General features: G+C 37.5%; 19 protein-coding genes and 1 tRNA gene. 9 read left to right on the forward strand and 11 right to left on the reverse strand.

The features are described from left to right. Nucleotides 1–14: 14 nt before the first annotated feature. The 3 genes from NMK36_RS29020 to NMK36_RS17580 all read right to left on the reverse strand — a co-directional run bounded on the left by NMK36_RS29020 (nucleotide 15) and on the right by NMK36_RS17580 (nucleotide 2,010). Nucleotides 15–236 (reverse strand): putative toxin-antitoxin system toxin component, PIN family, encoded by a 222-nt coding sequence (locus NMK36_RS29020; protein ID WP_367997192.1) that lies wholly within the window; start codon nucleotides 234–236, stop codon nucleotides 15–17. Continuing rightward, nucleotides 229–447 (reverse strand): hypothetical protein, encoded by a 219-nt coding sequence (locus tag NMK36_RS17575; RefSeq protein WP_254174288.1) that lies wholly within the window; start codon nucleotides 445–447, stop codon nucleotides 229–231. Before NMK36_RS17575 ends, NMK36_RS29020 begins: the two co-directional genes overlap by 8 nt. A 231-nt stretch (nucleotides 448–678) precedes the next feature. Beyond that, on the reverse strand, nucleotides 679–2,010 hold the full coding sequence (locus NMK36_RS17580; protein ID WP_254174289.1) for a S8 family serine peptidase: 1,332 nt from the start codon (nucleotides 2,008–2,010) through the stop codon (nucleotides 679–681). A gap of 217 nt (nucleotides 2,011–2,227) precedes the next feature. Here NMK36_RS17580 and NMK36_RS17585 point away from each other — a divergent pair, with 217 nt between their 5' ends. Together NMK36_RS17585 and NMK36_RS17590 are read left to right on the forward strand one after the other, a co-directional pair. Further along, nucleotides 2,228–3,613: an MFS transporter gene (locus NMK36_RS17585; RefSeq protein WP_254174290.1), complete on the forward strand. Its 1,386-nt coding sequence runs from the start codon at nucleotides 2,228–2,230 to the stop codon at nucleotides 3,611–3,613. 101 nt (nucleotides 3,614–3,714) lie between these two features. Then, entirely contained in the window at nucleotides 3,715–4,167 is a 453-nt protein-coding gene (locus tag NMK36_RS17590) for a COG3650 family protein (protein WP_254174291.1), read from the forward strand. Nucleotides 4,168–4,230: 63 nt separating this feature from the next. Here NMK36_RS17590 and NMK36_RS17595 read toward each other — a convergent pair whose 3' ends face one another. Continuing rightward, the gene (locus NMK36_RS17595; protein ID WP_254174292.1) at nucleotides 4,231–5,364 is read right to left on the reverse strand and encodes a Rid family detoxifying hydrolase; all 1,134 of its coding nucleotides are present in this window, start codon (nucleotides 5,362–5,364) and stop codon (nucleotides 4,231–4,233) included. 259 nt (nucleotides 5,365–5,623) lie between these two features. Here NMK36_RS17595 and lysS point away from each other — a divergent pair, with 259 nt between their 5' ends. Then, nucleotides 5,624–7,186, forward strand: a complete 1,563-nt coding sequence (gene lysS / locus NMK36_RS17600) for a lysine--tRNA ligase (protein WP_254174293.1) — start codon at nucleotides 5,624–5,626, stop codon at nucleotides 7,184–7,186. Nucleotides 7,187–7,270: 84 nt separating this feature from the next. Here lysS and NMK36_RS17605 read toward each other — a convergent pair whose 3' ends face one another. Further along, nucleotides 7,271–9,268: a CHASE2 domain-containing protein gene (locus NMK36_RS17605; protein ID WP_254174294.1), complete on the reverse strand. Its 1,998-nt coding sequence runs from the start codon at nucleotides 9,266–9,268 to the stop codon at nucleotides 7,271–7,273. Nucleotides 9,269–9,636: 368 nt separating this feature from the next. On the opposite strand from NMK36_RS17605, the gene NMK36_RS17610 reads away from it, so the two are divergent. Further along, complete coding sequence (locus NMK36_RS17610) at nucleotides 9,637–11,238, forward strand: diguanylate cyclase domain-containing protein (RefSeq protein WP_254174295.1); 1,602 nt, start codon at nucleotides 9,637–9,639, stop codon at nucleotides 11,236–11,238. Nucleotides 11,239–11,319: 81 nt separating this feature from the next. On the opposite strand, the gene NMK36_RS17615 is transcribed toward NMK36_RS17610, so the two are convergent. Continuing rightward, a complete protein-coding gene (locus tag NMK36_RS17615) occupies nucleotides 11,320–11,940 on the reverse strand; it encodes a DedA family protein (protein ID WP_072719577.1) in 621 nt (206 codons plus the stop codon). A gap of 493 nt (nucleotides 11,941–12,433) precedes the next feature. On the opposite strand from NMK36_RS17615, the gene NMK36_RS17620 reads away from it, so the two are divergent. Beyond that, the gene (locus NMK36_RS17620; RefSeq protein ID WP_072719578.1) at nucleotides 12,434–12,787 is read left to right on the forward strand and encodes an STAS domain-containing protein; all 354 of its coding nucleotides are present in this window, start codon (nucleotides 12,434–12,436) and stop codon (nucleotides 12,785–12,787) included. Between the two features lie 112 nt (nucleotides 12,788–12,899). Here the strand turns inward: NMK36_RS17620 and NMK36_RS17625 are convergent, their stop codons facing one another. Next, nucleotides 12,900–14,255 carry a diguanylate cyclase domain-containing protein gene (locus tag NMK36_RS17625; protein WP_254174296.1) on the reverse strand — a complete coding sequence of 452 codons (1,356 nt, stop codon included), beginning with the start codon at nucleotides 14,253–14,255 and terminating at the stop codon, nucleotides 12,900–12,902. A gap of 22 nt (nucleotides 14,256–14,277) precedes the next feature. On the opposite strand from NMK36_RS17625, the gene NMK36_RS17630 reads away from it, so the two are divergent. Beyond that, entirely contained in the window at nucleotides 14,278–15,390 is a 1,113-nt protein-coding gene (locus tag NMK36_RS17630) for an IS630 family transposase (protein WP_254172743.1), read from the forward strand. A gap of 12 nt (nucleotides 15,391–15,402) precedes the next feature. Here the strand turns inward: NMK36_RS17630 and NMK36_RS17635 are convergent, their stop codons facing one another. Continuing rightward, a complete protein-coding gene (locus NMK36_RS17635; protein ID WP_254174297.1) occupies nucleotides 15,403–16,071 on the reverse strand; it encodes a GAF domain-containing protein in 669 nt (222 codons plus the stop codon). A 578-nt stretch (nucleotides 16,072–16,649) separates the two neighbouring features. Here NMK36_RS17635 and NMK36_RS17640 point away from each other — a divergent pair. Continuing rightward, nucleotides 16,650–17,132 carry an orange carotenoid protein N-terminal domain-containing protein gene (locus tag NMK36_RS17640; RefSeq protein ID WP_254174298.1) on the forward strand — a complete coding sequence of 161 codons (483 nt, stop codon included), beginning with the start codon at nucleotides 16,650–16,652 and terminating at the stop codon, nucleotides 17,130–17,132. Nucleotides 17,133–17,232: 100 nt separating this feature from the next. Here NMK36_RS17640 and NMK36_RS17645 read toward each other — a convergent pair whose 3' ends face one another. Beyond that, nucleotides 17,233–20,145 (reverse strand): calcium-binding protein, encoded by a 2,913-nt coding sequence (locus NMK36_RS17645; protein ID WP_254174299.1) that lies wholly within the window; start codon nucleotides 20,143–20,145, stop codon nucleotides 17,233–17,235. Nucleotides 20,146–20,638: 493 nt separating this feature from the next. Between NMK36_RS17645 and NMK36_RS17650 the strand changes: the two genes are divergently transcribed. Further along, on the forward strand, nucleotides 20,639–21,751 hold the full coding sequence (locus NMK36_RS17650) for an IS630 family transposase (protein WP_254172743.1): 1,113 nt from the start codon (nucleotides 20,639–20,641) through the stop codon (nucleotides 21,749–21,751). Nucleotides 21,752–21,833: 82 nt separating this feature from the next. Here NMK36_RS17650 and NMK36_RS17655 read toward each other — a convergent pair whose 3' ends face one another. Then, a complete protein-coding gene (locus NMK36_RS17655; RefSeq protein ID WP_072719582.1) occupies nucleotides 21,834–22,559 on the reverse strand; it encodes a Bax inhibitor-1/YccA family protein in 726 nt (241 codons plus the stop codon). A gap of 264 nt (nucleotides 22,560–22,823) precedes the next feature. On the opposite strand from NMK36_RS17655, the gene NMK36_RS17660 reads away from it, so the two are divergent. Further along, a complete protein-coding gene (locus NMK36_RS17660; protein ID WP_186440368.1) occupies nucleotides 22,824–23,864 on the forward strand; it encodes a tyrosine-type recombinase/integrase in 1,041 nt (346 codons plus the stop codon). Nucleotides 23,865–24,207: 343 nt separating this feature from the next. On the opposite strand, the gene NMK36_RS17665 is transcribed toward NMK36_RS17660, so the two are convergent. Then, a tRNA-Arg gene (locus NMK36_RS17665) sits at nucleotides 24,208–24,281 on the reverse strand. Nucleotides 24,282–24,445: the final 164 nt, after the last annotated feature.

Consider the following 24,445-nt stretch of genomic DNA (forward strand, 5'->3'; position numbering starts at 1 on the left):
ACATTATTATAAGATTAGCGGATTATGTCACCAAAATTTAACCTTTTTTCTAAAGATACATATTTATCAAATTTAGGACGTATCAAGGTTTGACAAATTTCGGCAAAAGTGCTATCAGAAATTAAAAGAATTTGGCTTTCAGTCACGAGATCGAAAACCTGTTGAGCGTTCGATTTTGATAACAACAGACCACTAATAAAAATGTTGGTATCTATAACAATTCTCAGCTTATTCATCTTCTAATAACTGGGCTAAAATTTCGGGAGTTAAACCATTAACTTTAGCTTCTTCTCTCACTTGTTTAACCATCTCATCAAAACTAGATGGCTTTAATAAGCCTTTCAGAACCAAGTTACAAACCCAAATCGCTTTTTCTTGCTGATTAATATCAGCTTCTTGGTAAAGTTTTGCGACTTCATTCTCAACTTTAATCGTAATTGTTTCCATTGGGTACTCCTGATTGATTACCTAATATTAATGTTTCCCTTGGAATGTCTTAAGCTGACGAGAAACTACGGTAAGAATAGCAATTTTAAAAATCTTTCTACACCGTTATTAACTCTATTATAAATTAATTTCAGGTGTAGGGGCAACGGGAGTGAAATATCATTCCTAATTAACAGTAATCCTACTAAACCCGCCCCTACAAACCCATTAATCAGTCAACCGTCAACCCATCTATTTCAACGCTTTTAACGCTTCTAAAGGTCGCACCATTCCCCAACCCCAACGGTTATCGGGACGTTGTTCTTCACCCCCCGGATGATAGGCGGTTTTCTTCAAAACATCAATAATCTTACTTAACGGAGCTTCGGGACAAGCTGACATCAATAACGCTGCAATTCCGGCGATGTGGGGCGTGGCCATTGATGTCCCGTCCATGTAGGTATATTGAAAAACGCCGTTATCCATTTTCACCGGAGGAATACAGGAATAAATTTGAGCACCGGGAGCAGAAACATCGGGTTTTGTCACCCAGGCGTTGGGAGAGTCCGCCGGAAACACTAAACTGGCGCCACTACTAAAAAATGTAATTCCCAGATTATCTGTCTCAATTTGTTCCACAGCACCCACAGAAAAGGCATTATAAGCATTACCTGGAGAACTCGTATTTCCGTGATTTTCGTTTCCAATAGCGACAATGGGTAAAATTCCGTATTGATTGACTAAAATATCAAAAACTTGGGGAAATAAAGGTTCATAATAACTCAATCCCAAGGACATATTAATAATTTTTGCCCCTTTTTCCACCGCCCAAGAAATCCCTTCAATTAAGGTTAATAAAGTTGCGTCTCCGACTAATACCCCAGCAACAATTAAATTGGCTTGAGGTGCGACACCAATGGACAAACCTTCCTCTGTTTTTCCCCCTGCAATTGTGCCGCAAACGTGGGTTCCATGTTGTCCACTATCAAAGCTGGGGGTGGCGGTAATTCGACGTCCTAACGGGTCAATAACAATAAAATCTTTTACCCGTCCTTTTAAAGCCGGATGGTCTCCATGTACCCCTGAATCTAACACCGCAACGGTAACATTTTGTCCTTGGGTTGTTTCCCAAAATTTGGGAATTTCTAACCGTTTTAATCCCCAAGTTAGTTTATCTTCTAATTCTTGTTTTTGCAATCCTGAATAATCCACTTCTTTAGGTTCAATTAAATGAATTTTTTGGTTAGGAAGGATGGCAACAACATCAGGATGTTGTGCTAAAATCGGTAAGCTTTGACGAGTAACTTCGATTTGGGCAATGGGTAAACTTCCGCGACCAACGGGCTCCGCATAAAAGGATTGACGAGTAGCATTTTGATAATCATTAATAATTTTATTGGCAATGGATTGATTGGTTTGTTCTTGTTGTTTTAAGGTTTCAAAATAGGCGGCTGTTCCCGGTTGAGGCATTGACCCTGGAGACACTAAACCTCTATAAATAACGATGGCATCTTTTCTCGCATTGGGTTGACTATGGGCTAAAAAGGGTTCAAAAGCGGGAGAAATTTTAGATTGAGTTGTCATTTAGGGTTGACTCCGTTTTAATAATAATCCTCGAACCCAGTGTACTGATTTTGTGACCCAAGGGATAGAGGGAAAATTCCGTTCAGGATATTAATCTTCTTGTTCTACCTTAAATCTTGAGATTCAGGGTAATTTGATCACTTGGCAGAGATCCAGTATTCCTGTAGGATTAGATAATGATCACAACAATTAACCGTCTTTTTGATTGAAATTAAGAATGAACAATAAAGATAAAAAACTGCATCCGGGTTGGTGGATTTCAATTTTATATTTTGCCCAAGGATTTCCCTATACCGTTGTCAATACAATGTCAGTAGTTTTTTTTAAAGGGTTAGGGGCGAGTAATGAATTAATTGGATTAACCAGTTTGCTATCTCTCCCTTGGGTGATGAAAGGATTATGGGGGCCAATTGTTGATATTTATTCAACCAAACGGCGATGGATTTTAAGAATGGAAATTATATGTGCAATCCTCTTCTTAATTTTAGCATTAGGCGCACCATTTCCCTCAGCCATTCCATTTTCGATTGTAATTTTTTCCCTCATTGCCTTTGTTAGTGCTACCCATGATATCGCCATTGATGGCTTTTATTTAACGGTGTTAAATTTAGACCAACAGGCGTTTTATGTAGGAGTTAGAAACACCGCTTATCGGATGGCGGTTTTAGCTGGAGGTGGCGGGTTAGTATTTTTAGCCGGACATATTGCTGAACAATATATTGATGAGAAAAGTCCAACGGGGGAAATTACATATAATCTAGTTCCGTTAAAGTTTTTGGGGTCTGATTTTTCACTTCCTGCATTAGGATGGGGATGGACGATTGCTTTTTCTCTAGCGAGTTTAATCTTTTTAATCATCTACGGATTTCAGAAAATATATTTACCTAAGCCAGAAAAAGTAACGTTTTCAGAAACGGAAAATCTATCAAATTCTGCTAACTTCCTAAACTCCTTCAAAACCTATTTTACTCAATATAAAATTGGTTGGATTATCGCCTTTATTTTATTATTCCGTTTAGGAGATGCCTTAACCTTCAAAATGGCAACTCCTTTTTTAATGGATATACCTGCAAAAGGAGGGTTAGGCATTTCAACCGCCGAAATTGGGATTTTATCGGGAACAGTTGGGGTTATTTTCCTATTATTTGGGGGACTATTAGGAGGATTTTTAATTGCAAAACAAGGGTTAAAAACCTGGATATGGCCGATGGCAATTTTACAAAATTTTACCAATATCTTTTATTGGTTATTAGCTAAAACTCAACCGGAAATTTTTTGGGCTTATGTGGTTAATTCTCTTGAACAGTTTACCTATGGTTTAGGGGTAGCCGCCTATACGGTGTTTTTAATGCAAACTGTTCGTCCTGAATATAAAGCCTCCCATTATGCGATTACAACGGCATTTATGGCGGCGGGAGTATTAATTCCAGGGGTATTTAGTGGGTATATTCAAGCAGATTTAGGCTATCAAAACTACTTTTTATTAAGTGCAATGGCGGTAATTCCAGGTTTATTAACAATCTTCTTTATTCCGATTAAAGATCAACACAATTTAAAATCTATCCCCCGACCCGGATTAGAGGATGAAGACAGCGAAAGTTGATAAAAGACTCTAGTATAAACGAGCTTAACCTAAAAAAGACTGATCTTTTTAGCTCTATTCCCTGTTCCCTACTATACAACAATTTTGGAGTAAAATCAACCATGAAAACCTTATCAATTGTGGCTGCATTAATGGGTTTATCGATTAGCGGTTTTAGCTATTCTTCTAGTTCTGCTAATCCTAATACTTTGTTAGCGAATTCCTCCATTAATCAACAACATAATTCTACTATCGCTCAAAATTCTATGGCGGTTGAACAATTTATTGTTCGAGGTGCAGAACCTTTTTGGAGTATTACGATTAATCGCAATAATATTATCTATTCTACTCCCGATATTAAAGAGAAAAAATACCCCTTTACTCCACCTTTGACCGCCGAAGGTCGTCCGAGAGATTTAGTGCGCGTTTATCGCCTTAATGGTCAACCGAGTGGAACATTAATTATCAAAAAAGTTAATAGTTGTAGCGATTCAATGTCTGATAAAGTTTATCCTTATAGTGCGACTCTCATTTTAGGAAATAAAGTTTTTGACGGTTGCGCCGAGAAAAAATAACCTTATTCTAATTAGAAAACCATTTTAGGGTGCGTGTAGCTTTGTCTTCCGCACCCTACCAGTTTAGAGAACAGCAATACACTCGATTTCTACTAATACATCCTTGGGAAGACGAGACACTTCAACCGTCGCCCTAGCGGGGGCTGTTTCGGGTTTAAAATATTTAGAATAAACTTCATTAACTTGAGTAAAATCGTTCATATCCTTTAAGAAGATTGTGGTTTTAACGACGTTTTCCCAAGTCGCACCCGCTTCGGTTAATACGGCTTCTAAATTTGACATTACTCTTTCGGTTTGTTTGATAACATCATCGGGATAAACAATTTGATTAATGCGGGGGTCAATGGCAATTTGTCCCGATAAAAAGATCATGTTATTGACCATTACCGCTTGATTATAAGGGCCAACAGGATTAGGAGCGTTTTCGGTTTTAATGATTTTACGAGTCATAACAGGTTGTTGTTCTTCTCCGATAAGAATTGTATAATTGTCTGGGTCATTAATAATGGAATCTGGCATTACGGTGGCTAAAGTTTCAGCTACTTCAAAATTAGCTAGATAAATATTAGCTAAATTTAGTCTAGCACCAATGAAGCTGGCTTTTTCAACATTGGCTCTGATCAAATTAGCTTTTTGAAGATTGGCTAACTTTAGGTTGGCTTTTTTTAAACAAGCAGAACGTAGATTTGCTGATTCAAGATTGGTAAACCTAAAGTCTGCTCCAGTTAAATCTAAATAGGATAAGTCAGCTTCTTGAAAATTAGTATTAACAAAATCTGTTTCCTGAAAATTTACATCTACAAATTTATAACGTTGAAAATTTAAAGCTCTCAGAATAGCTCCTGCACAATTTGCTCCAGTTAACTTAAAATTAGAAGCAGTAACATTCCTTAAATCTGCCCCTTGTAAATCAGCACCTTCAAAATTAGTATAATTTAGAGTTGCTTTTCTGAAATCAGCTTCAGTTAGTATGGCTTGATTAAAATTTGTTTCTGTTAAGTTGGCTGATTCTAAACAAGCATTACTCAAATTAGCTGAAATCAAAGTTACTTTTGTTAAATTAGCTTTGGTTAAATCTGCTTCTTTAAGGTTGATTTCCGTTAAGTTTGCATTTTGTAAATTTACTCCGCAAAGTTCTACCCCCTCAAAATTACGTTCACCTTCTGCATATTTCTCTAACAATTCTTTAGCGTCCATAATTTACCTCTTGATTATCCTTGTATTAGTTTATCATTAATATCAACTCCTAAATATCCTTGTTCCAAGGCTCTGCCTTGGAATGCTAAATAGAGGCTCTGCCTCTGTTATAATATTATGATAGTCTTCTGGTGGCAGAGCCACCTTAATAGCATTTCTAGGTAGAACCTAGAAACGAGAGTTAGGAAGAATTACAGATAATAGCCACTAACTGTTATGATAAAAGATTGCGCTTAAATTAATATAGGAAATCCTAAACATGGCTCCAAATGAAACCCGCAATGAAGTAGAAGTTCGTTCTCAGAAAGTCGATGACTTGAGAGCATTGGGAATAGAACCCTATCCCAGTCACTCCCTTCAACGGTCACATACGACCCAAGAGATTAAAGATTTATTCGCACAACCGGGGAAAGAATTAAATGATGGAGAAAGCGACCCCGACGCTGTTCCTTTAACTGTTTGTGGACGTATTACCTTTAAACGGGATAGTGGAAGTATTGGGTTTATTGGGTTAACCGATATTGCGGGAACCATTCAACTCAAACTAGAGAAAAAATTAGTCACTGGCGAAACCGGATTATCCTTTAATCAAGTTAAAAAATATCTGGATTTAGGAGATTTTATTGCCGCCGAAGGAATAGGATGTCGCACAAACCGAGGGGAATTATCCGTACAAGTAGAACGGATTTTTGTGATTTCTAAAGCAACGATGCCTTTTCCTGATTCCTATTATGGAATTAATGACCCGGAATTGTGTCGTCGCCATCGAGAAATTGATTTAGTGAGTAATCCTAAATCTTTAGAAACCTTTAAAGTTAGAAATCGGATTCTCAAAAGGATTCGGATGTATTTATGGGATAATGGATTTGAGGAATTAGAAACCCCCGTATTACAAGCGATTTATGGCGGTGCGGCGGCGCGTCCTTTTGTTACCCATCATAATGCTTTAGATATTAATTTATATCTACGAATTGCTACCGAACTGCATTTAAAACGAGCAATTTGTGGAGGTTTTGAACGAGTCTTTGAAATGGGAAGAGTTTTTAGAAATGAAGGCATTGATAGCACCCATAATCCAGAATTCACTTCTATTGAAGTTTATCAAGCTTATGCAGATTATTTTGATGTCATGACTTTAGTAGAAGATGTAATTTGTGCCGTTGCTGCGGATGTGTTAGGAGAACAAACTGAACTCGAATATCAAGGTCAAGTGATTAGTTTGGAACGGAAATATAACTATTCTGAACAATATCCGACCTTTACGGGAAACCATTGGAAAGTTCAAACTATGGTGGAAGCGGTGCGAGAAAAAACAGGCTTAGATTTTGATACCTTAGAATTAGATGAAGCTCTAAAATCGGCTGAAAATTTAGGGTTACATTTATCAAAATTAGATACTCAAAGTTTAGGCTATGTTCTCTATGCTGTTTTTGATAAATTAGTTTCTCCTCAATTAATGCAACCGACTTTTATTACGGAATTTCCGGTAGAAGTCAGTCCTTTAGCAAAACGTCATCGTTCTAAACCGGGATTTGTAGAACGGTTTGAGTTATTTATTCACGGAACAGAATATTCTAATGGTTTTTCGGAATTAAATGATCCTAAAGACCAACGGAAACGATTTGAAGAACAATTAGCGCAGCGAAATGCAGGGGATGAAGAAGCACATCCAATGGATGAAGACTTTATTCAAGCACTTTCTTTAGGAATGCCAAATTGTGGGGGAATGGGAATTGGAATTGATCGATTAATCATGTTATTTACGAATACCGCTAGTATTCGAGATGTGATTATGTTCCCCACGATGCGAACCTCTATTTAACGTTAGATTCCATCCTTAAATCTGTGCTACAGATGATCCCTTAAAATCCAAGAGACGCGCCATGGCGCGTCTCTACATTGAAAATTAGGAGGTTGAATTACTGTTTTCATGAAGATGATTAATAACTCGATAAACTTTGATTTTTTGTAATTTTCCTTTTAAAGGTAATTCTCCCCAAAATTCTACGTTATATTGTTCATTCAAATAAATTAATGTTTCATAAGCAATTAAAATTCGACAGGTATCAACTTGACGCTCTTTTAAACAGCTTTCTAAACGAGAAGCGGTATTTACACTATCTCCTATTACCCCATATTCTAACCGATTTTTTCCGCCTAAACTACCAACAACTACTGGCCCGGTAAAGATTCCTACCCGCATTTCAACCACAGGTAAACCTCGTTTTTGCCAATCTTGATTGACCGTTTCTAAGCGCTGACGAATAGATAACGCACAATTGACAGCCTGTTGAGCTTTGGTCGCAATTTCAGCTTCTGTTTTACTCGCAACCGGAACTCCAAATACAGCCATGACACCATCCCCCATAAATTTATTCACAATGCCATGATGGGTTTGAACTTCTTCGATAATAATATTTAGATATTCATTTAACCATCCCATAATAAATTCGGGAGATTCCGCTTCTGAAAGGGTACTAAAATTTTTAATATCCGAAAAAAACACCGTTGCAGTTAATTTTTGCCAAGGTAAACGACCGGATTCTAATAAATTTGACCGTCCTTTCCATAACGCATCAGCAATTTCTGGGGAGGTTTGTTGTCCTAATAAACGCATTACCGTTTTTTGTTGTTTTTGAGATTGATATTCTCGATTAATAACCCCTAAAATAACCGTTAAAATTAAAGCTACACTCGGAGAAATAAGGGGAATCCACCCTTGATTTAAAAAAACTAAAAAGCTGATTCCGCCTAATGCTGTTAATAGTAGTCCTGTTCCTAATAAAAGGTAGGAATATCGAGAAGAAAATTCAGATAAAATTAGACCTGCGATCGCCCAAATTAAAATCCATAATAATTCTTGACGTTCTGACAGAAACCAAAACAGAGATTCTTCCTCTAAAACCACACTCAATAACTGACTGGTCATTTGAGCTAAATTAACCACACCGGGCAATTTTGGCATCCGATTATTCCCAGTATTGAGAGGGGTTAAGACCGAATCTCGTAAACTCGGCGCACTCACTCCAATTAGCACAATTTTATCTTTAATCCAGGCAGAATTAACCTTTCCTTCTAATACATCCATTAACGAAACTTGACGAATTGCATCAGGAGCGTGACGATAATTAACCAAAATTTGAGAACCCCCAATGACAGATTGATAACTCCCATCATTCGGTTTGAGTTTGGGAAAAGCAATTGATCCTAGTTGATAATCTAAATTCTGATTAAGTTTGGGTTTAATGTTTTTACAAGGAATACTTGAATGTAAAGGAGTGTAGCCGGGACAGTCAGCGTTTAAATAGGTTAAAACTAAACGCAGAGGTAAAGATAAACGGTTAATTTTCCCATCCCAATTAAACATTAAATGGCGACGGGATACCCCATCTGGATCCAGGGGGACATCTACCGTTCCCACCTGTTGAGGAGGAACTCTAGGGGGGGGTAAAATACGATCCGCTTCGCTATTTCCAACGCTCATGACTGCGATAAAATTGGGTTGTTTCATTTGCTCAATTAAAGCTTGATGACCGGGTTCTTGGGGTACGTTTCGAGCTATATCTAACCCGATAACGGCGGCTTGTTCCTGTTGTAATTTAGCTAAAACTTGAGCAATAATTTCATCGGACAACGGCCATTGTTTAAGGCGGTTAATATCAGTTTCTGTAATTTCTACCACTAAGAGTCTAGGATCGGGTTGATGGTAAGGACGCAGTTGTACCATCCGATCATAAACCCGCAGTTCTAACCCTTGAAACAAACCCCATTGCTTGAGTCCACCCACTCCCATTGTAATCATCAATAGGGTCAAAATTAACTTTAAAAATTCCCCGAATTGTAAGGATGTTTCATCATGTTGAGAAAGCCACTGTTTCCAGACAAAAGATTTGCGATCGCTCATTGCATTCGCCTATTTAAAATTTTATATTACTTTTTTTATAAAGATTAGATCCGGGAGTTGGGGTTAACTGTTAACCCATCTTCCCTAAAGCCAATCCTCTAAACCCTGATTCTGACGCTGTACACCCTGATTTTTCGATCAGCCAAATGTAAAGGAGCTTATAATCTAATTCTAGGTCAATTTTAGATAACTTTGATGATTGTTTGCGATTCAATTCGGCTGGGTGTTACCCGAATTAGTGATAAAATTTTAGGATGTAGTTTATCATTAGGCTTTATCACTCCTTAAGCAATCTTATCATTATCATTTTCTCAGGTAAACCTTCACAACGCTGTTCAATGGGTTTTATCTATCATCTACTTGAAAATATGAAAATAGACGATCAGGAAAAAGATGGGCAGAAATCTCTGCGAATTATTTGTGCAGTCGGATTAGTAATAATAGTGGCTACCGTTTTGGGGATTGAACTTTTCTATTCTTATCAATTTAAGGCTCGAAATACAGAGCAAAATATTCGGAATATCGCTCAACTTGTAGCTCAGAATATTTCCTATAAATTAAACTCTAAACAGGGTTTAAGTTTTTTCCAAAAAAATTTTGATTCTTCAGTTTTAAACCGTGAAATTCAAGGGATCAACCTAGATAATCGGGGTGTAATTGAAATTATAGATTTAAAATTAAGACTAATCACTAGAGAACCCCACCTATCTTCTGATAAAAATCGATTATTACAACTTGTGGCTTTACAAAAATTTATTAAAGAGAATCAAAGCCAAAAAATTGAGATATTAATATCTCCTAGGGATGGAAAAAAAAGCATTTATGGAATTCAAAGAATTGAAGGTTATCCCTTAATTATTTTAATAGAGTTGCCTTTATTTGATGTGTTTTTGACTTGGTATATTAAAGTAATGATATATGGATTTTTATTTTTATTATTGATAATTTTATTGATGACTTTAATTAAGAGAGAAAACAATTATTTACAGCAAACTCAAGAATTAATGACCCGTTTTGTAGCAATGGAATCGGCAGATGATATGATTGTAATTACTAGCAAAGATGGAACAATTGAATATGTCAACCCTGCCTTTACAAAGATTACAGGCTATCAGGCAAACGAAGTGATTGGAAAGAAACCTTCTCTGTTAAAAAGTGGTCGTCAAAACAAAGAATTTTATCAACGCTTGTGGAAAACTATTTTATCAGGAAAAGGCTGGAAAGGAGAATTAGTTAACTCCAAAAAAGATGGGACGACTTATTATGAAGAAATGACGATTGCACCTGTTAAAAATTCTCTTAATGAAATTATTCGCTTTGTTGCTGTTAAACGGGATATTAGCGATCGCAAACAATTAGAAGCTCAATTAGCTTGGTTAGCTCATTTTGATAAATTAACAGGATTACCTAATCGTGTTTTATTTTTTGACCGTTTAGAACGAGCGATCACCCAAGCCCAACGACAAAAAACGCGGTTTGCTGTTCTTTTTATTGATCTGGATGGGTTTAAATTAGTGAATGATTGTTTAGGACATCAAAGTGGTGATTTCGTATTGCAAGAAGTTGCGAAACGATTATCTTTATCTGTCCGAAAATCCGATACTGTTGCCCGCATGGGAGGGGATGAATTCACCTTGATTTTAACGAATATTTATCATCGAAATGATGTGATTAAAATTGCTCAGACGATTCTTTTAGCACTCTCTCAACGTTGTGTAGTCAACGGTCATGAATGTCAAATTGGAGCCAGTATTGGCATTAGTTTTTATCCTGATGATGGAACAGATTTAGAAACCTTAGTTAATAAAGCTGATGCAGCCATGTATAGGGGCAAACATCAAGGAAAAAACCGCTATGAATTTGCCTCAACCGAGGAAAGCGTAACCGTCTGCATCAATCATTTTATCCCCCTTTCGGATCTTGAGACTCAGGGAGAGGGGGAGAAGGGGACTAGGGGACTAGGGGACTAGGGAATGACGGGGACGGAGGGAGGGGGAAAGAGTAACCAACAGTCATTCCTCCTCCACTGATAACTGATAACTGATAACTGATTAAAGATGGTTAGCTTTACGGGTTTCTAACCACATGGGAATAACGAACCAAGCCACCACTAAAATTAGAGCCAGAATTGCAAATTGGGCAACCCAAGCGACTAATTTTTCCAAGGAGATAAGATTACCGACGAAATAGGATAAACTGACCATCACCGATGCCCAAACGGTCGCTCCAGCAGCATTACAAAGAAAAAATTTCCAGTAGGGCATTTGGGCAATTCCGGCTAAAGGGCCAGCAAAAATCCGTAACAAGGCGACAAATCGACCGAGAAAAACAGCCCGGGCTGCATTTTGGCGAAATTGTTCTTTAACCTCATGGAGTTGTTCTTCGCGGATACGGAATAACTTACCCAGACGCAATAGCAATGGCCACCCACCCCATTTGCCCAGCCAGTAGCCAAAATTATCGCCTAAAATTGCCCCAGCAATGGCACTACCGAGGACAAACCAATAATTCAATTCACCACTCCCAGCCAGAAACCCACCCACGAGGGTAATCGTTTCTCCAGGGAGCGGAATGCCCGCATTTTCTAAGGCTATTCCGACAAACACAGCCCAGTAGCCGTATTGATGAGCAATTTCTCGAATTGTTTCTAAGGATACAAACTCAAAAGACATTCAATGCTGCCTTTATATTTTTTTGCAAAGCTTTATACTTCTCTATATATCTTGACGTGTTTTTCCGAATTGTGTCAATCTCAATTGGGTTGAGGAACACAACAAATTAGGTTCAGTCGATCAAACCTCAGTTAGATGTCCCGCGAAAGGGGATCGTTGGCAAAATCCTAGGAACTGGATCTGAGTCAATGTCAAGACTTCTGTAAAAAATCCAGAATTGCTGTAATTCCCAGTATACCTGGATGTGAGTCCCTCTCGTTTCTCTCTTTCAATTGTAGCTAAGTTAAGATGAAATAAAGTTTAATTCATCCTAAATGGCTATAAATCCCTCTTTGGACAGACCAAAAACTCTCAACAGTTCAATTATTATAGGTGCTTCATCTTGTTTTTTGAGGATGATGAGTCTCAACTGTTTTAACGTTGGTCTGAACAATTCTATTGTTGGGTGAAAGGGTGAGTATCTGCTGCCTTTAACAAGCTAGGAGTGATAACAATGGAATGGCAAGAATTAAATGGGTATGTTTGGCTTCAGCCTCAAACTCGTCTTGACTCCCAAGGAGGTCTTTTTCTCAAAGAACAATTAGTTAATATTCCCATAGAACCCCACAAAATCTGGGTGATGAATCTGGCAACTGTAGATTTTATGGATAGTTCAGGTTTAGGAGCCGTTGTGACGGCTGTTAAATTTGCGCGCAGTAAAGGGTGTCGTTTGGTGATGTGTAGGCCATCTGCAACCGCCCGACTGGTTTTTGAAATTACACAACTCGATCGAGTCTTTGAAATTATCGAAAATATCGAGGAGATTTTCTCTAATTCTTCTATTTCTGAAGAATTATTGTCTGCTTAGTTGTATATTTTCACTCCCGACCAAGGTTATCCGATGAAGGATATTATTTTGAACCCATGCTAAATATCAATGATCTTTTCTTGATGGCAATTGATGATGAACCCTTAGCGGTTCATTTTTTCTGGCTGAAGGAAGAAGATAAGGAAGAGACAACATATTGATTTCGTCCTTGAGCTTTGGCTTGATAGAGTGCTTGATCAGCCATTGCGACTAATTGTTTTGGAGGTATTTTTTCTGAAGGAATAACACTACTAATTCCCAAACTACAAGTCATATAAGTATCCACTAATGAACCCTCATGAACAATCTTTAATTGTTCGATCTGGTTTTGAATATTTTGGGCAATTAAAATCGCTTCTGATACGTCTGTTTTAGGTAAAATAACGGCAAATTCTTCCCCACCATATCGAGCCAATAAATCCCCCGGATATCTCATGACTCGGTTAATTCCTTGAGCGACTTCTCGTAAGGCGAGATCCCCGGCTAAATGTCCGTAGGTATCGTTATACCGTTTAAAAAAGTCTAAATCACACAAAATGACTGATAAGGGCAGTTGGTCTTGAGATAATTGAGCCCATTGATGATGCAGATAATCATCAAAACAACGACGGTTAGCAACTCCGGTTAAACTATCAGAGGTTGCTAAATCTTTTAATTCATGATTGACAAGTTGTAACTGATGATAAAGTTCCGATTGTTGAATGGCGATCGCCAATTGGGCGGATAAAGATACTAATAATTCCTGCTCCCAAGTTTGCCATTGTCGGGGACTCGAACATTGATGGGCGAGTAATAAGCCCCACATTTTTTGTCCATGCCAAATTGGTGTGACTAAATAAGCTCGAACCTGAAGTTTGTGCAACAGTTCGTAATGACAACAGCTTAAATTAGAGGTGTCAATATCAGCAACGGATTTAATTTTCTGAGGATTTTCTAACCCTAATGTTTGTTGAATACAACTATCAGTATATCGATTCCCTAGCAGAGAAAAGCATCCTTTCGTTTGAGATTCGGTTAAAACTTCTCCGCCATAATGGTCATCAAACCGGAAAATAATCACCCGTTCAGTTTGTAGCACCTGACGAATTTCGGTAACGGTGGTATTGAGAATTTCACTTAACTCTAAAGATTCATGAATGCGTTGAGTCAGCCGGGAAGTAAATCGTTCCCGTTCTGCTTGTTGTTTGAGTTGTTGTTCAATTTGTAAGCGATCGCTAATATCGCGGGCTAAAGCATGAATTAATTGTTGTTCTCCCACTTGAATTAACCCAACCCGGACTTCTACGGGAAAGGTGGTTTGATCTTTACGACGGTAAATTCGGCGTAGGGTTATGGGTTCATTCGGAACTAAACTTTGCAAAAAGAGCGCGGGAATTTCCTCAGTTTCTATTTGTTGAATCGATAACTTTAAAAGTTCTTGTCGCGTATAAGCTGTTAAGCATCTAAATAGGGTATAATGAAAAACCAAGTTTAGAAAAATCAATCAAAAGATGCCTGCTAAAAATCATTTAAATGAAAAGCAAGTAGAGAAACTACAGAAAAGATTGAAAGAGGAAGAAAATGGACAAATCCGAGAAAGAATCTTGATTTTATTATTGCTAAATGATGGTAAAAAGCAAAGTGAAATTGCCAAGTTTTTGGGCTGCTCATTAAACAAAGTATGTTATTGGTGTGTACATGGAGACCCTGACAAATTAGAAAGCCTAAAAGATGAAAGAATGAAAGGAAATTATAGAAAAGCCACAGACAAATATATAGAGATATTATTAGAAACAGTAGAAAAAGAACCGGAAGAATTAGGATATGAATTTGGGAGATGGACAGGAGAAAGATTGGCAACTTATTTAGAACAAATCACAGGAATCAAATTAAGTAGTTCACAAGTGAGAAAGATATTAAAGGAAAAAAAGTATGTTTATTTGTGGGCAAAGTATAGCTTAGAAGAGAAAAGAGATCCAGAAAAAAGAAAATTATTTAAAGATAAAATAGAAGAATATTTGAAAATAGCAAAAGAAAGTCCAGAACAATTACAGGTATGGTTTTGGGATGAAAGTGGATTTAATTTAAGAGTGATAAAAAGAAAGAATTGGTGTAAAAAAGGGAAGAGGAAACAGATTAGAGGAGACAGGAGGAAAGGAAGAGTTAATGTGATGGGAGGATTGAGGTACTCGGATAAAAAAAGATTTGTAGAATTTCTGGATAAAGGAAATGCAGATAATTTTTATCAAGTGTTAAAAAGTTTTTATCAAGAGCTAATTTATGAATGGGTATTAGCGGGAAATCAAGCAGAAGAATTTGTAGAAAAAGGAGCTAAGATCCTGATTATTCTTGACAATGCAAGTTTTCACAAAAAAGAAGAGTACCTAGAAAAAATTAAAGCAGAAATGCCGAATGTCTATTTAGAATTTCTTCCAGCATATAGTCCAGATTATAATTTAATTGAATTAGTCTGGCATTCAGCTAAAGAATATATAGCTCATCGACTCTTTAAATCAGTTGATGAGCTAGAGTGTTTATTACATCAGCTTTTAAATGAAGGACAGTTATCTATTAAATGGGGACGTAAACTTAAAAACAAAGGTAATGCTATAATCACAGTTTAAATACACAACAGCTTACCCCAAACTTTGACACGCAAATTGATTAACATCTAAAATCTGGCCGTTCAAATCATGTAACAAAAACCCATCCGCCGCCTGTTCGACTAATGACCGAAACCGATCTTGACTTTGCAACAAAGCTATTTCTGTTTGCTGTAACCGTTGGGATGCTAATCGTAAATCTAACTGTTCAATGACTAATTCCCCAAGAGATTGTAGGGTTTGGACTTCCAACTCACTCAACTGGCGGGGATGATGATCCATTACACATAGGGTTCCTAAGCGTTGTCCATCAGACGTACACAAAGGAGCCGCTGCATAAAACCGGAGATTAAACTCCCCCGTTACCAAAGGATGATTGCACCATCGGGAATCTGTGAGGGTGTCATTAATACAATAAACCCCTGGATTATACATCGCAAAACCGCAAAAGCTGCCTTCACGATCAACCTGAGGATACTCCAGTCCTAGACGGGATTTAAACCAAATTCGATTCTGATCAACTAAACTCACCAAGGAGATAGGCACCTTGAGCAATCGAGATGCTAAAAGTGTAATCCGGTCAAATGCTGCTTCAGAAGGCGTATCTAAGATTTGGTAACGATAAAGCGTTTCTAATCGTTCATTTTCCTCAAAATTAGAAGATAAAAACATACATTGAAGCACTTTAAAAAAACTAGCCATAATATTGGGTTGAGATCCAGCAAAGAAGATCAGGTTTAATTAAACTCAATTGATACAAGTAAGATAGAAGCCTGAAAAGCCAGAAACTTTATTCTTACTGAATTATACTCAAATTTATAACACATCTTATGGGTTAAACTGAGTAAAATATGATACTGTAGAAAAGCACAAAGGGCAGAATCGGGTGTCTGTGTTTATTATTGTAGCGTTCTCTTCTATTGATTTTCATTCCTAGAGAAGAAAGAAGCAGGTATTAAGAGTGTAAGGGATTGATTTTATTGCTCATCGGGGACAAGTACAAAGTTAAATTAATTTAACCCTTCTATTAGGAAAACTAAACTTACGAATGGACTCAACAATAAATAGGATCAATATTTTTTTGATCTACCGCAAGGCTGTTGTAAAAAATCTACAAGTTTCTAATTAATTGGGTGGGTAATCATTTCGCTTTTTTTTCATTCTTGAGAAAGAGGAAGATTACCCTTATATTTATTAAGATTTATAACAATGTCTTCCTTGATTCAATTTGAATCAGGATAAATTACATCGTTTTGCATTAATAAATTGGAGCATTTTTCATGACCTTTACACCCACTCAACAGGATTTAGAACAAGCTTTATCTAAATTCCGAGGATTAGATGTAGATACCCAATTAGCTTTTTTGTGGTTTGTTTATACAAAAATGGGTCAATCTATTACTCCTGCGGCTCCTGGTGCTGCCCAAACGGAGATTGCCGAAGGGTTATATAATCAAGTTCAAGCCCTTTCTTTTGAAGAACAATTGCAAGCTCAACGCGACTTTTTACAAAGTAATGATACCCAATTGTGTCGTGAATATGGCTCTTTAAGTGACAATACCAAACTCTTGTTTTGGTATCGTTTAGCGCAAGGAATGGATGCTAAAACCATTATTCCCATGCCGGAAAATTATGAATTTTCTCAAGAAGGCAAAGCTTTATTAGGTCAATTAGAAAATATGGATTTTGAACAACAAATTACCTTCCTCCGTCAAAGTGTTGAACCTACTGGAGCCGCGCCTCAATCTGGTTCTGGACTGTAATTCAACATTTCTTTCAATTGCTTAGATTGTGTTTAGACCCTCTATTATTCATCCCCCTGAATCAGGGGGATTTTTTTTCTAATTCTTATTGATCAGAGGATTAAATGACCTGAAACTGATTAGCAGTTATTAAATCTAAATCAATCCCGTTTAATTTAGCTAAATCTTCTTCTGTAGAAGTTAAACGAATAATAACTGCATTTTCTTCTTGAATTAAGGTGAGTTGCTCAAAGGTTAATCCGTTACTGAGTCCTAACTGATCTAAGGTAATATCAAAGTCAAGAATTAAGTCATTTCCGGCGTTAATTTGCAACATAAAAATATCTTGACCTAATCCCCCATTGAGGGTATCATCCCCCAGGTCTCCCCATAAACTATCATTGCCAATTCCTCCGATTAAAGAATCATTTTCACTTCCCCCATACAGGCTATCATTTCCTAAACAACCGTCTATAATATCTACTCCTGAATTTCCCGACAGCAAATCGTTATTGTCTCCTCCACAAAGGCTATCATTTCCGAGATCTCCCCATAAACTATCATTCCCAATTCCTCCTTCTAAACTATCTTGATTTTCCCCTCCTAATAAACTATCGTCTCCTGAACCTCCATCAAGCAAATCGTCGTCTAAATTTCCCAATAAAATATCGTTTTCGCTTCCTCCAATTAAGGTATCATTTCCTAAATCACCGTATAAAATATCATTGTCTTCATCTCCCTGTAACTGATCATTTTCTTTCCCTCCATAGAGGGTATCTTCTCCTAGATTTCCCTGGATAAAATCATGATTGCGATCGCCAAATAGCAAATCGTTATTTTCATCTCCTTGCAAAATATCATCATCTTGTCCTCCATATTGGGTATCATCTCCTAACCCTCCCATAAAAACATCTGCACCTTGATTTCCCAATAACAAATCATTTCCATTTCCACCATTAAGGTTATCTCCACTTTCCATTCCGATTAAAGTATCATTTCCTTCAAAACCATTGATTTGATCATTAAAATTACTTCCCCTTAAGTCATCATTTTCTATTGTCCCATTTAAGGTTTTTTCGATTACATTTTGTGTTTTTTCTGGGTTTAAGTTTGGTTTAGGGAATTGATCACACAAACAGTCATTTTCACCAACAATAGGACTCTGTGTAGGTTGTGGTGTTGGCGTTGGTGTTGGACTCGGAGTTGGTGTTGGTGTTGGTTGTGGAATTGGCGTTGGTGTTGGTGTTGGTGTTGGACTCGGAGTTACTGTCGGACTTGAAGTTGGAGTTGGACTCGGAGTTACTGTCGGAGTTAGACTGGGAGTTGGAGTTGGAGTTGGAGTTATTGTCGGAGTTGGAGTTGGAGTTGGAGTTACTGTCAGAGTTGGACTGGGAGTTGGAGTTGGAGTTGGAGTTACTGTCGGAGTTGGTGTGGGTGTTAGGACGGGAAACTCATAAGCACCACTATCAATAATGGCTGTACCATTTTGATCACCATCAATGGGACGAGTTTGACCGAGTTGATCCGTTATGGGTGAATTATTATTATTACCTGTATCAATCGCGGGACTTCCGGTTAATAAAGGATGAATTAATTTTCCATCAATTGTTTGTAAATCCCCTAATAAAGCATCAGCCACTAATTGAATATTAGCCGTTGCTTTAGTATCATTAGGGTTTAACTCATTAGTTTGAATATTACCGCCGCCTTCATTATATTCAGTTCCCGTATGATGTTTAACGTTCCAAGAATTTCCCCCATTATTAGCAAAATTTTTCGCTAAAATCGTATTATGTAAAGTAACATTTGTCCCTCCTCCCCAAAATCCTCCCCCTTGAAACCCTGCATAATTATTAGCAATTGTTGTATTAATAATCTGGGTTGAATTTGTCCCATTAGCAAGAGTTATTGCACCCCCTAAACCCTGATTACCGTCGGAAGATTCGGCACGATTTCCTGAAAATGTGCTATTGGTTATCGTAGTCGGAGAAGTTTCACCAATCCATAAACCTCCTCCTTGACTATAGGCTCGGTTATTGGCAAAAGTTGTATGATTAATCGTTAATTCAGCATTTCCTGAACGCAATCCTCCCCCTAAAGAATCGCCTTTCAGATTAGTTTGAATGATATTATTAATAATCGTACTATTTTCAACAATGATTTGATCAGGAGGATAAGCAAATAAAAATAATCCGCCTCCTTGTCCAGCACCAGTATTACCATCAAATAAAGAATTACTAATCTGAATGATTCCCCCTGTTAATCCCGGCTCAAAATTCGCACCCGAAGCATTTGCACCATCAGTATAAATGGCTCCCCCAGCACCATGATAATTATTAGAACCATTCGGAACTGTACCCCCTGGAACAGAGGTATTATTAATAAATTTAGAATTATCAATTGTTAAATTACCGAGTAAATGATTGATGGCACCTCCATTAATTCCCTTATTATTGGTAAATTCACTATCTTTAACCGTCAAAGAACCTGCGCTTTTTGTAGCGATCGCACCTCCCCCTCGTTCACTTCCCCCTAAAGTGCCATCATTATGATTAAATTTGCTATTAATCACAACCGTATTACTTTTAAATCCGGTATAAATTCCGCCTCCAAATTGGGCAACATTATCATTGAGTTCACTATTTTCTAAGGTGAGGTTTGTTGAACCTCCCATGCGAATTCCTCCTCCTGCACCTGCTTCATCAATTCCTGTTGCATTCCCATTAATAATGATCAGATTTTTAAGGGTTATATTTGTAGGTTGAAATTGCTGATCAACTTGCAGTTCTAATACCCGAAATTGGTTTTCCCCGCTAATCGTAACTGGCGTTGGGATTGTACCCGAAATTAGTCCATCAATGGTAATACTTTTATCAATATTTAATTGACCTGTCGTCAGTTTTATGATAGAATTTTGCTGATTAGCTAAACTAGAATCAAATTGAATAATATCTCCAGATTGAGCTTGAGCGATCGCCTCTCGTAAAGAACCAATACCATTGTCATTTAAGTTCGTAACAATTAAATTAGCCATGTTGATAGATCCTAATTTCGAGGGTTATTCTTAGATAATTATCCTTTCCAGCAAAGTTGATTAATATCCAGGATCTGATCTCATTTTTATTAATTGTTAACAGAATTAATAATCAAACAGAGCAATATATTTTTATAATCAAGACTCTGTATTGGGGTAATTTTTAGCCCTTGTGACTGTTGACGAAAATCAATAAAATGAGCGATCGCGAATTTTCATCAAATTTGAGACCAGATTTTAAATCGTTGATGATTTGGGTCTAGCGGTTTATAAATTTCTAATAAGATTAAGCCTGATTTTAATAAATAGATTGGCCCTTTCACCCAGCCACCACGGGAAAGCACCAATCTAATTGTGGCACACTGCCAAGAAGCCACAAGAGCATATTATTAAAGCCCAAATGATGTTAATTTAAGCTTTAATTTATTAATAAGCTGTTAAGCATCTAAATAGGGTATAATGAAAAACCAAGTTTAGAAAAATCAATCAAAAGATGCCTGCTAAAAATCATTTAAATGAAAAGCAAGTAGAGAAACTACAGAAAAGATTGAAAGAGGAAGAAAATGGACAAATCCGAGAAAGAATCTTGATTTTATTATTGCTAAATGATGGTAAAAAGCAAAGTGAAATTGCCAAGTTTTTGGGCTGCTCATTAAACAAAGTATGTTATTGGTGTGTACATGGAGACCCTGACAAATTAGAAAGCCTAAAAGATGAAAGAATGAAAGGAAATTATAGAAAAGCCACAGACAAATATATAGAGATATTATTAGAAACAGTAGAAAAAGAACCGGAAGAATTAGGATATGAATTTGGGAGATGGACAGGAGAAAGATTGGCAACTTATTTAGAACAAATCACAGGAATCAAATTAAGTAGTTCACAAGTGAGAAAGATATTAAAGGAAAAAAAGTATGTTTATTTGTGGGCAAAGTATAGCTTAGAAGAGAAAAGAGATCCAGAAAAAAGAAAATTATTTAAAGATAAAATAGAAGAATATTTGAAAATAGCAAAAGAAAGTCCAGAACAATTACAGGTATGGTTTTGGGATGAAAGTGGATTTAATTTAAGAGTGATAAAAAGAAAGAATTGGTGTAAAAAAGGGAAGAGGAAACAGATTAGAGGAGACAGGAGGAAAGGAAGAGTTAATGTGATGGGAGGATTGAGGTACTCGGATAAAAAAAGATTTGTAGAATTTCTGGATAAAGGAAATGCAGATAATTTTTATCAAGTGTTAAAAAGTTTTTATCAAGAGCTAATTTATGAATGGGTATTAGCGGGAAATCAAGCAGAAGAATTTGTAGAAAAAGGAGCTAAGATCCTGATTATTCTTGACAATGCAAGTTTTCACAAAAAAGAAGAGTACCTAGAAAAAATTAAAGCAGAAATGCCGAATGTCTATTTAGAATTTCTTCCAGCATATAGTCCAGATTATAATTTAATTGAATTAGTCTGGCATTCAGCTAAAGAATATATAGCTCATCGACTCTTTAAATCAGTTGATGAGCTAGAGTGTTTATTACATCAGCTTTTAAATGAAGGACAGTTATCTATTAAATGGGGACGTAAACTTAAAAACAAAGGTAATGCTATAATCACAGTTTAAATACACAACAGCTTATTCATCAAAAAGGGCGAGGAATACCCCGCCCCTTGTTACACTGAGGGATAAGCTCTCCAACCCAGAATTAATCCCGATTAAAGGCAATCAGTAAGCGCAGGATAAAGATAAATAAATTGATGTACGTTAAATACATCGATAAAGCTGCGGATAAATACTGTTGGTCGTTGTAGGCGCGAGGTAACAAATAGAAATCAACCACCGCCGCCCCAACAAACAATAAGACTCCTAGACCCGAAATTCCTATTTCTAACCAAGAGGGGGCAATTATCCCAAAGAAACTCAGGACAAACTGTGCCAGAATGACAACGAATAGGGCAATAATTCCGAGGTTGATGGTTTTGCTTAAGGCCATCCCATCGGACTCGGAGAGGTTAGACCCAATGGAACGCGCCCCAATAAACGTGACTCCACACCCTAATGCAGCCACACCAATTCCGGCAATCCCAACACCATTAGTCCCTAAAGCAACAGCAACCAAACCGGTGAGGGTATAGCCTGTGAGTAGGCTGTAGGTCGCTAATAGGGGTAAGGCAGCTTTGTTATTCCCTTTATTGGCAACACCAGAGGCAACAAAAAATAGAACGAGTTGTGCAATCACGGCTACCCAGAAGGTCGGCATGAACAATCCGCGGTTTGTCGCTAAAACGTTTAAACCCCCAAAGGTGCCAACCGCAGTCAGAATTAACCCACCACCCACATAGGGTAAAGCGTTAGCAATCACATTGGGGCCGAGGATGGCTTCATTTTTAGCTTCTCGTAAAGCTTGACGGAAGTTACTGGTACTGGTCATATCGTCCTTATGCAATTCACAATCAGAACACTATTTATTATTTTATTGTGACTGATTCAGTCAAGTTTGGTAATCTAAAAAGGATCTCATCCTAATCTACCCCTAAATCCAGGTCTTTTGACATTCGTAGACATTGCGTAGACAATTGAGGCTAGATAGAGTTATGACCTGAGTAGACAAATGAAAACATCCACATATAGTCCGAGGGGTTTGGCACGGATAGAGAAGAATGCGGAAAACCTGCGGATTGTGTTCCCCCGGAGCTTGTTCAATGGCAAAGTTAAAACTTTTGCTTTAGGGCTAAAGGCGGATAGTCCAACTGACGTAAAAAAGGCTGAGGAGATTTGTGATGCAATCAATGCTGATATCCGATTTGATCAACTTGATGTCACCCTAGAACGATATAAACCACGTCATAAAAGCCACTCTTATAAAAACAAAGTCTCGGAACTATATCCAGACATTGACCTGGTAGAACTTTATGAAAAATTTATTGACTATAAAAAACCGACCTGGAAGTTGGCAACTTTACACCACAGAACCCGATGTATTTTGCCACTGATTAAAAAATCTGGTGTTACCTCTCCCTACCAGTCCCTAGAGTTGCGTGAATGGCTGCTTAAGAACACCTCAGAGGGATATACCAAGAAAGTTCTACAACAGGTTAACGCCGCGTTTAAGTGGGCATTATCTGTCAAGATTTTGAGGGGAGATAACCCTTTTGACGGCATGGCAAAAGAATTTAAGGACAATTACGAGAAAAACGAACCGGAGCCTAATGCTTTTAGCCAACAGGAAAAGCAAGCCATTTTAGAGGCGTTTAAAAATCATTCAATTCCTGGTAATAGTTACAAGCGTTATTATCCCTTTGTCAATTTCCTATTTATGACGGGTTGCCGTCCCAGTGAAGCAATAGGCTTAAACTGGGGGAACATTAACGCAAACTACATTGTTTTTAAGGAATCTATTACAACCGTTGGTGGCCGTGTTGTTAAGAATAAAGGCAGTAAAAACAATAAGGTTCGTAAGTTTCCAATGAATGAAAAATTACGAGACTTTATTGAGTCTATTAAGCCAGAGGATATTAACCCTAATGATTTAGTTTTCCCTAGCCCTGACCATCTCCCCATCAACTACAGCAACTTTTCTCAGAGAGCCTGGAAGACAATCGTTGATCCAATTGTTAAACGTAACACAACGCCCTATTCTTGCCGTGATACGTTTATCACAGAACAGGTTAACAACTCGGAACTCATGACTCACCCAATCCCGAATCCTGACGGCAGTAGATTGGCTAAACAATAAATATTGATGATTGAGGCTTGTTTCTAACAGGCCTCTATTATTTCGTGGGGTAGGCTGTGAAAGTCTGGCTACGAGGTGTTGGGGTATCGGGTTGAGTTCAGGATTGTGGGGGCGGTTGTTGTCGTTGTCGTTGGGATTGGAAGTTGCAATATGATCGACCGTCGTTGCCTGAACCATTAAATAAAGTTTTAGGATTAGTGGCTGTGTTGGGACTGGGGAAACTGTGAACTCTGACAAGTTGGGATAAAAGCAATTAAATGTCTACGCAATGTCTACAAATTTCGCGTAGACATTGCGTAGACATTTGAGAGAAAAATTAGGGTCTGAAAGGCTTGGTTTTTAACGGGTGTGGAGGGATTTGAACCCCCGACTGACGACTTAGAAGGTCGCTACTCTATCCACCTGAGTTACACACCCAATCTATAAGATATTTTACCTTATTCCTGCTCAATTTTTAACACAATCTCACAAGACTTTTACTCAAGTCATTGACAGATGCCATGTTATTCTGAGTAAATGGCGGAAATAAGAGGTTTGATCTCAAGCCAACTGTAACCCGTAAAGATCTACCTAGCGTATCT

This window comes from Planktothrix pseudagardhii (genome assembly GCF_904830925.1).
Classification (GTDB): domain Bacteria; phylum Cyanobacteriota; class Cyanobacteriia; order Cyanobacteriales; family Microcoleaceae; genus Planktothrix; species Planktothrix tepida.

Bases quoted from the DNA above. Each gene is read 5' to 3' on its own strand.
- NMK36_RS17635 (WP_254174297.1), bottom strand. From the start codon at position 16,071: ATGGCTAGTTTTTTTAAAGTGCTTCAATGTATGTTTTTATCTTCTAAT.
- NMK36_RS17595 (WP_254174292.1), bottom strand. From the start codon at position 5,364: ATGGACGCTAAAGAATTGTTAGAGAAATATGCAGAAGGTGAACGTAAT.
- NMK36_RS17615 (WP_072719577.1), bottom strand. From the start codon at position 11,940: ATGTCTTTTGAGTTTGTATCCTTAGAAACAATTCGAGAAATTGCTCAT.
- NMK36_RS17590 (WP_254174291.1), top strand. From the start codon at position 3,715: ATGAAAACCTTATCAATTGTGGCTGCATTAATGGGTTTATCGATTAGC.
- NMK36_RS17640 (WP_254174298.1), top strand. From the start codon at position 16,650: ATGACCTTTACACCCACTCAACAGGATTTAGAACAAGCTTTATCTAAA.
- NMK36_RS17575 (WP_254174288.1), bottom strand. From the start codon at position 447: ATGGAAACAATTACGATTAAAGTTGAGAATGAAGTCGCAAAACTTTAC.
- NMK36_RS17605 (WP_254174294.1), bottom strand. From the start codon at position 9,268: ATGAGCGATCGCAAATCTTTTGTCTGGAAACAGTGGCTTTCTCAACAT.
- lysS (WP_254174293.1), top strand. From the start codon at position 5,624: ATGGCTCCAAATGAAACCCGCAATGAAGTAGAAGTTCGTTCTCAGAAA.
- NMK36_RS17655 (WP_072719582.1), bottom strand. From the start codon at position 22,559: ATGACCAGTACCAGTAACTTCCGTCAAGCTTTACGAGAAGCTAAAAAT.
- NMK36_RS17580 (WP_254174289.1), bottom strand. From the start codon at position 2,010: ATGACAACTCAATCTAAAATTTCTCCCGCTTTTGAACCCTTTTTAGCC.
- NMK36_RS17645 (WP_254174299.1), bottom strand. From the start codon at position 20,145: ATGGCTAATTTAATTGTTACGAACTTAAATGACAATGGTATTGGTTCT.
- NMK36_RS17620 (WP_072719578.1), top strand. From the start codon at position 12,434: ATGGAATGGCAAGAATTAAATGGGTATGTTTGGCTTCAGCCTCAAACT.
- NMK36_RS17585 (WP_254174290.1), top strand. From the start codon at position 2,228: ATGAACAATAAAGATAAAAAACTGCATCCGGGTTGGTGGATTTCAATT.
- NMK36_RS29020 (WP_367997192.1), bottom strand. From the start codon at position 236: ATGAATAAGCTGAGAATTGTTATAGATACCAACATTTTTATTAGTGGT.
- NMK36_RS17650 (WP_254172743.1), top strand. From the start codon at position 20,639: ATGCCTGCTAAAAATCATTTAAATGAAAAGCAAGTAGAGAAACTACAG.
- NMK36_RS17630 (WP_254172743.1), top strand. From the start codon at position 14,278: ATGCCTGCTAAAAATCATTTAAATGAAAAGCAAGTAGAGAAACTACAG.
- NMK36_RS17610 (WP_254174295.1), top strand. From the start codon at position 9,637: ATGAAAATAGACGATCAGGAAAAAGATGGGCAGAAATCTCTGCGAATT.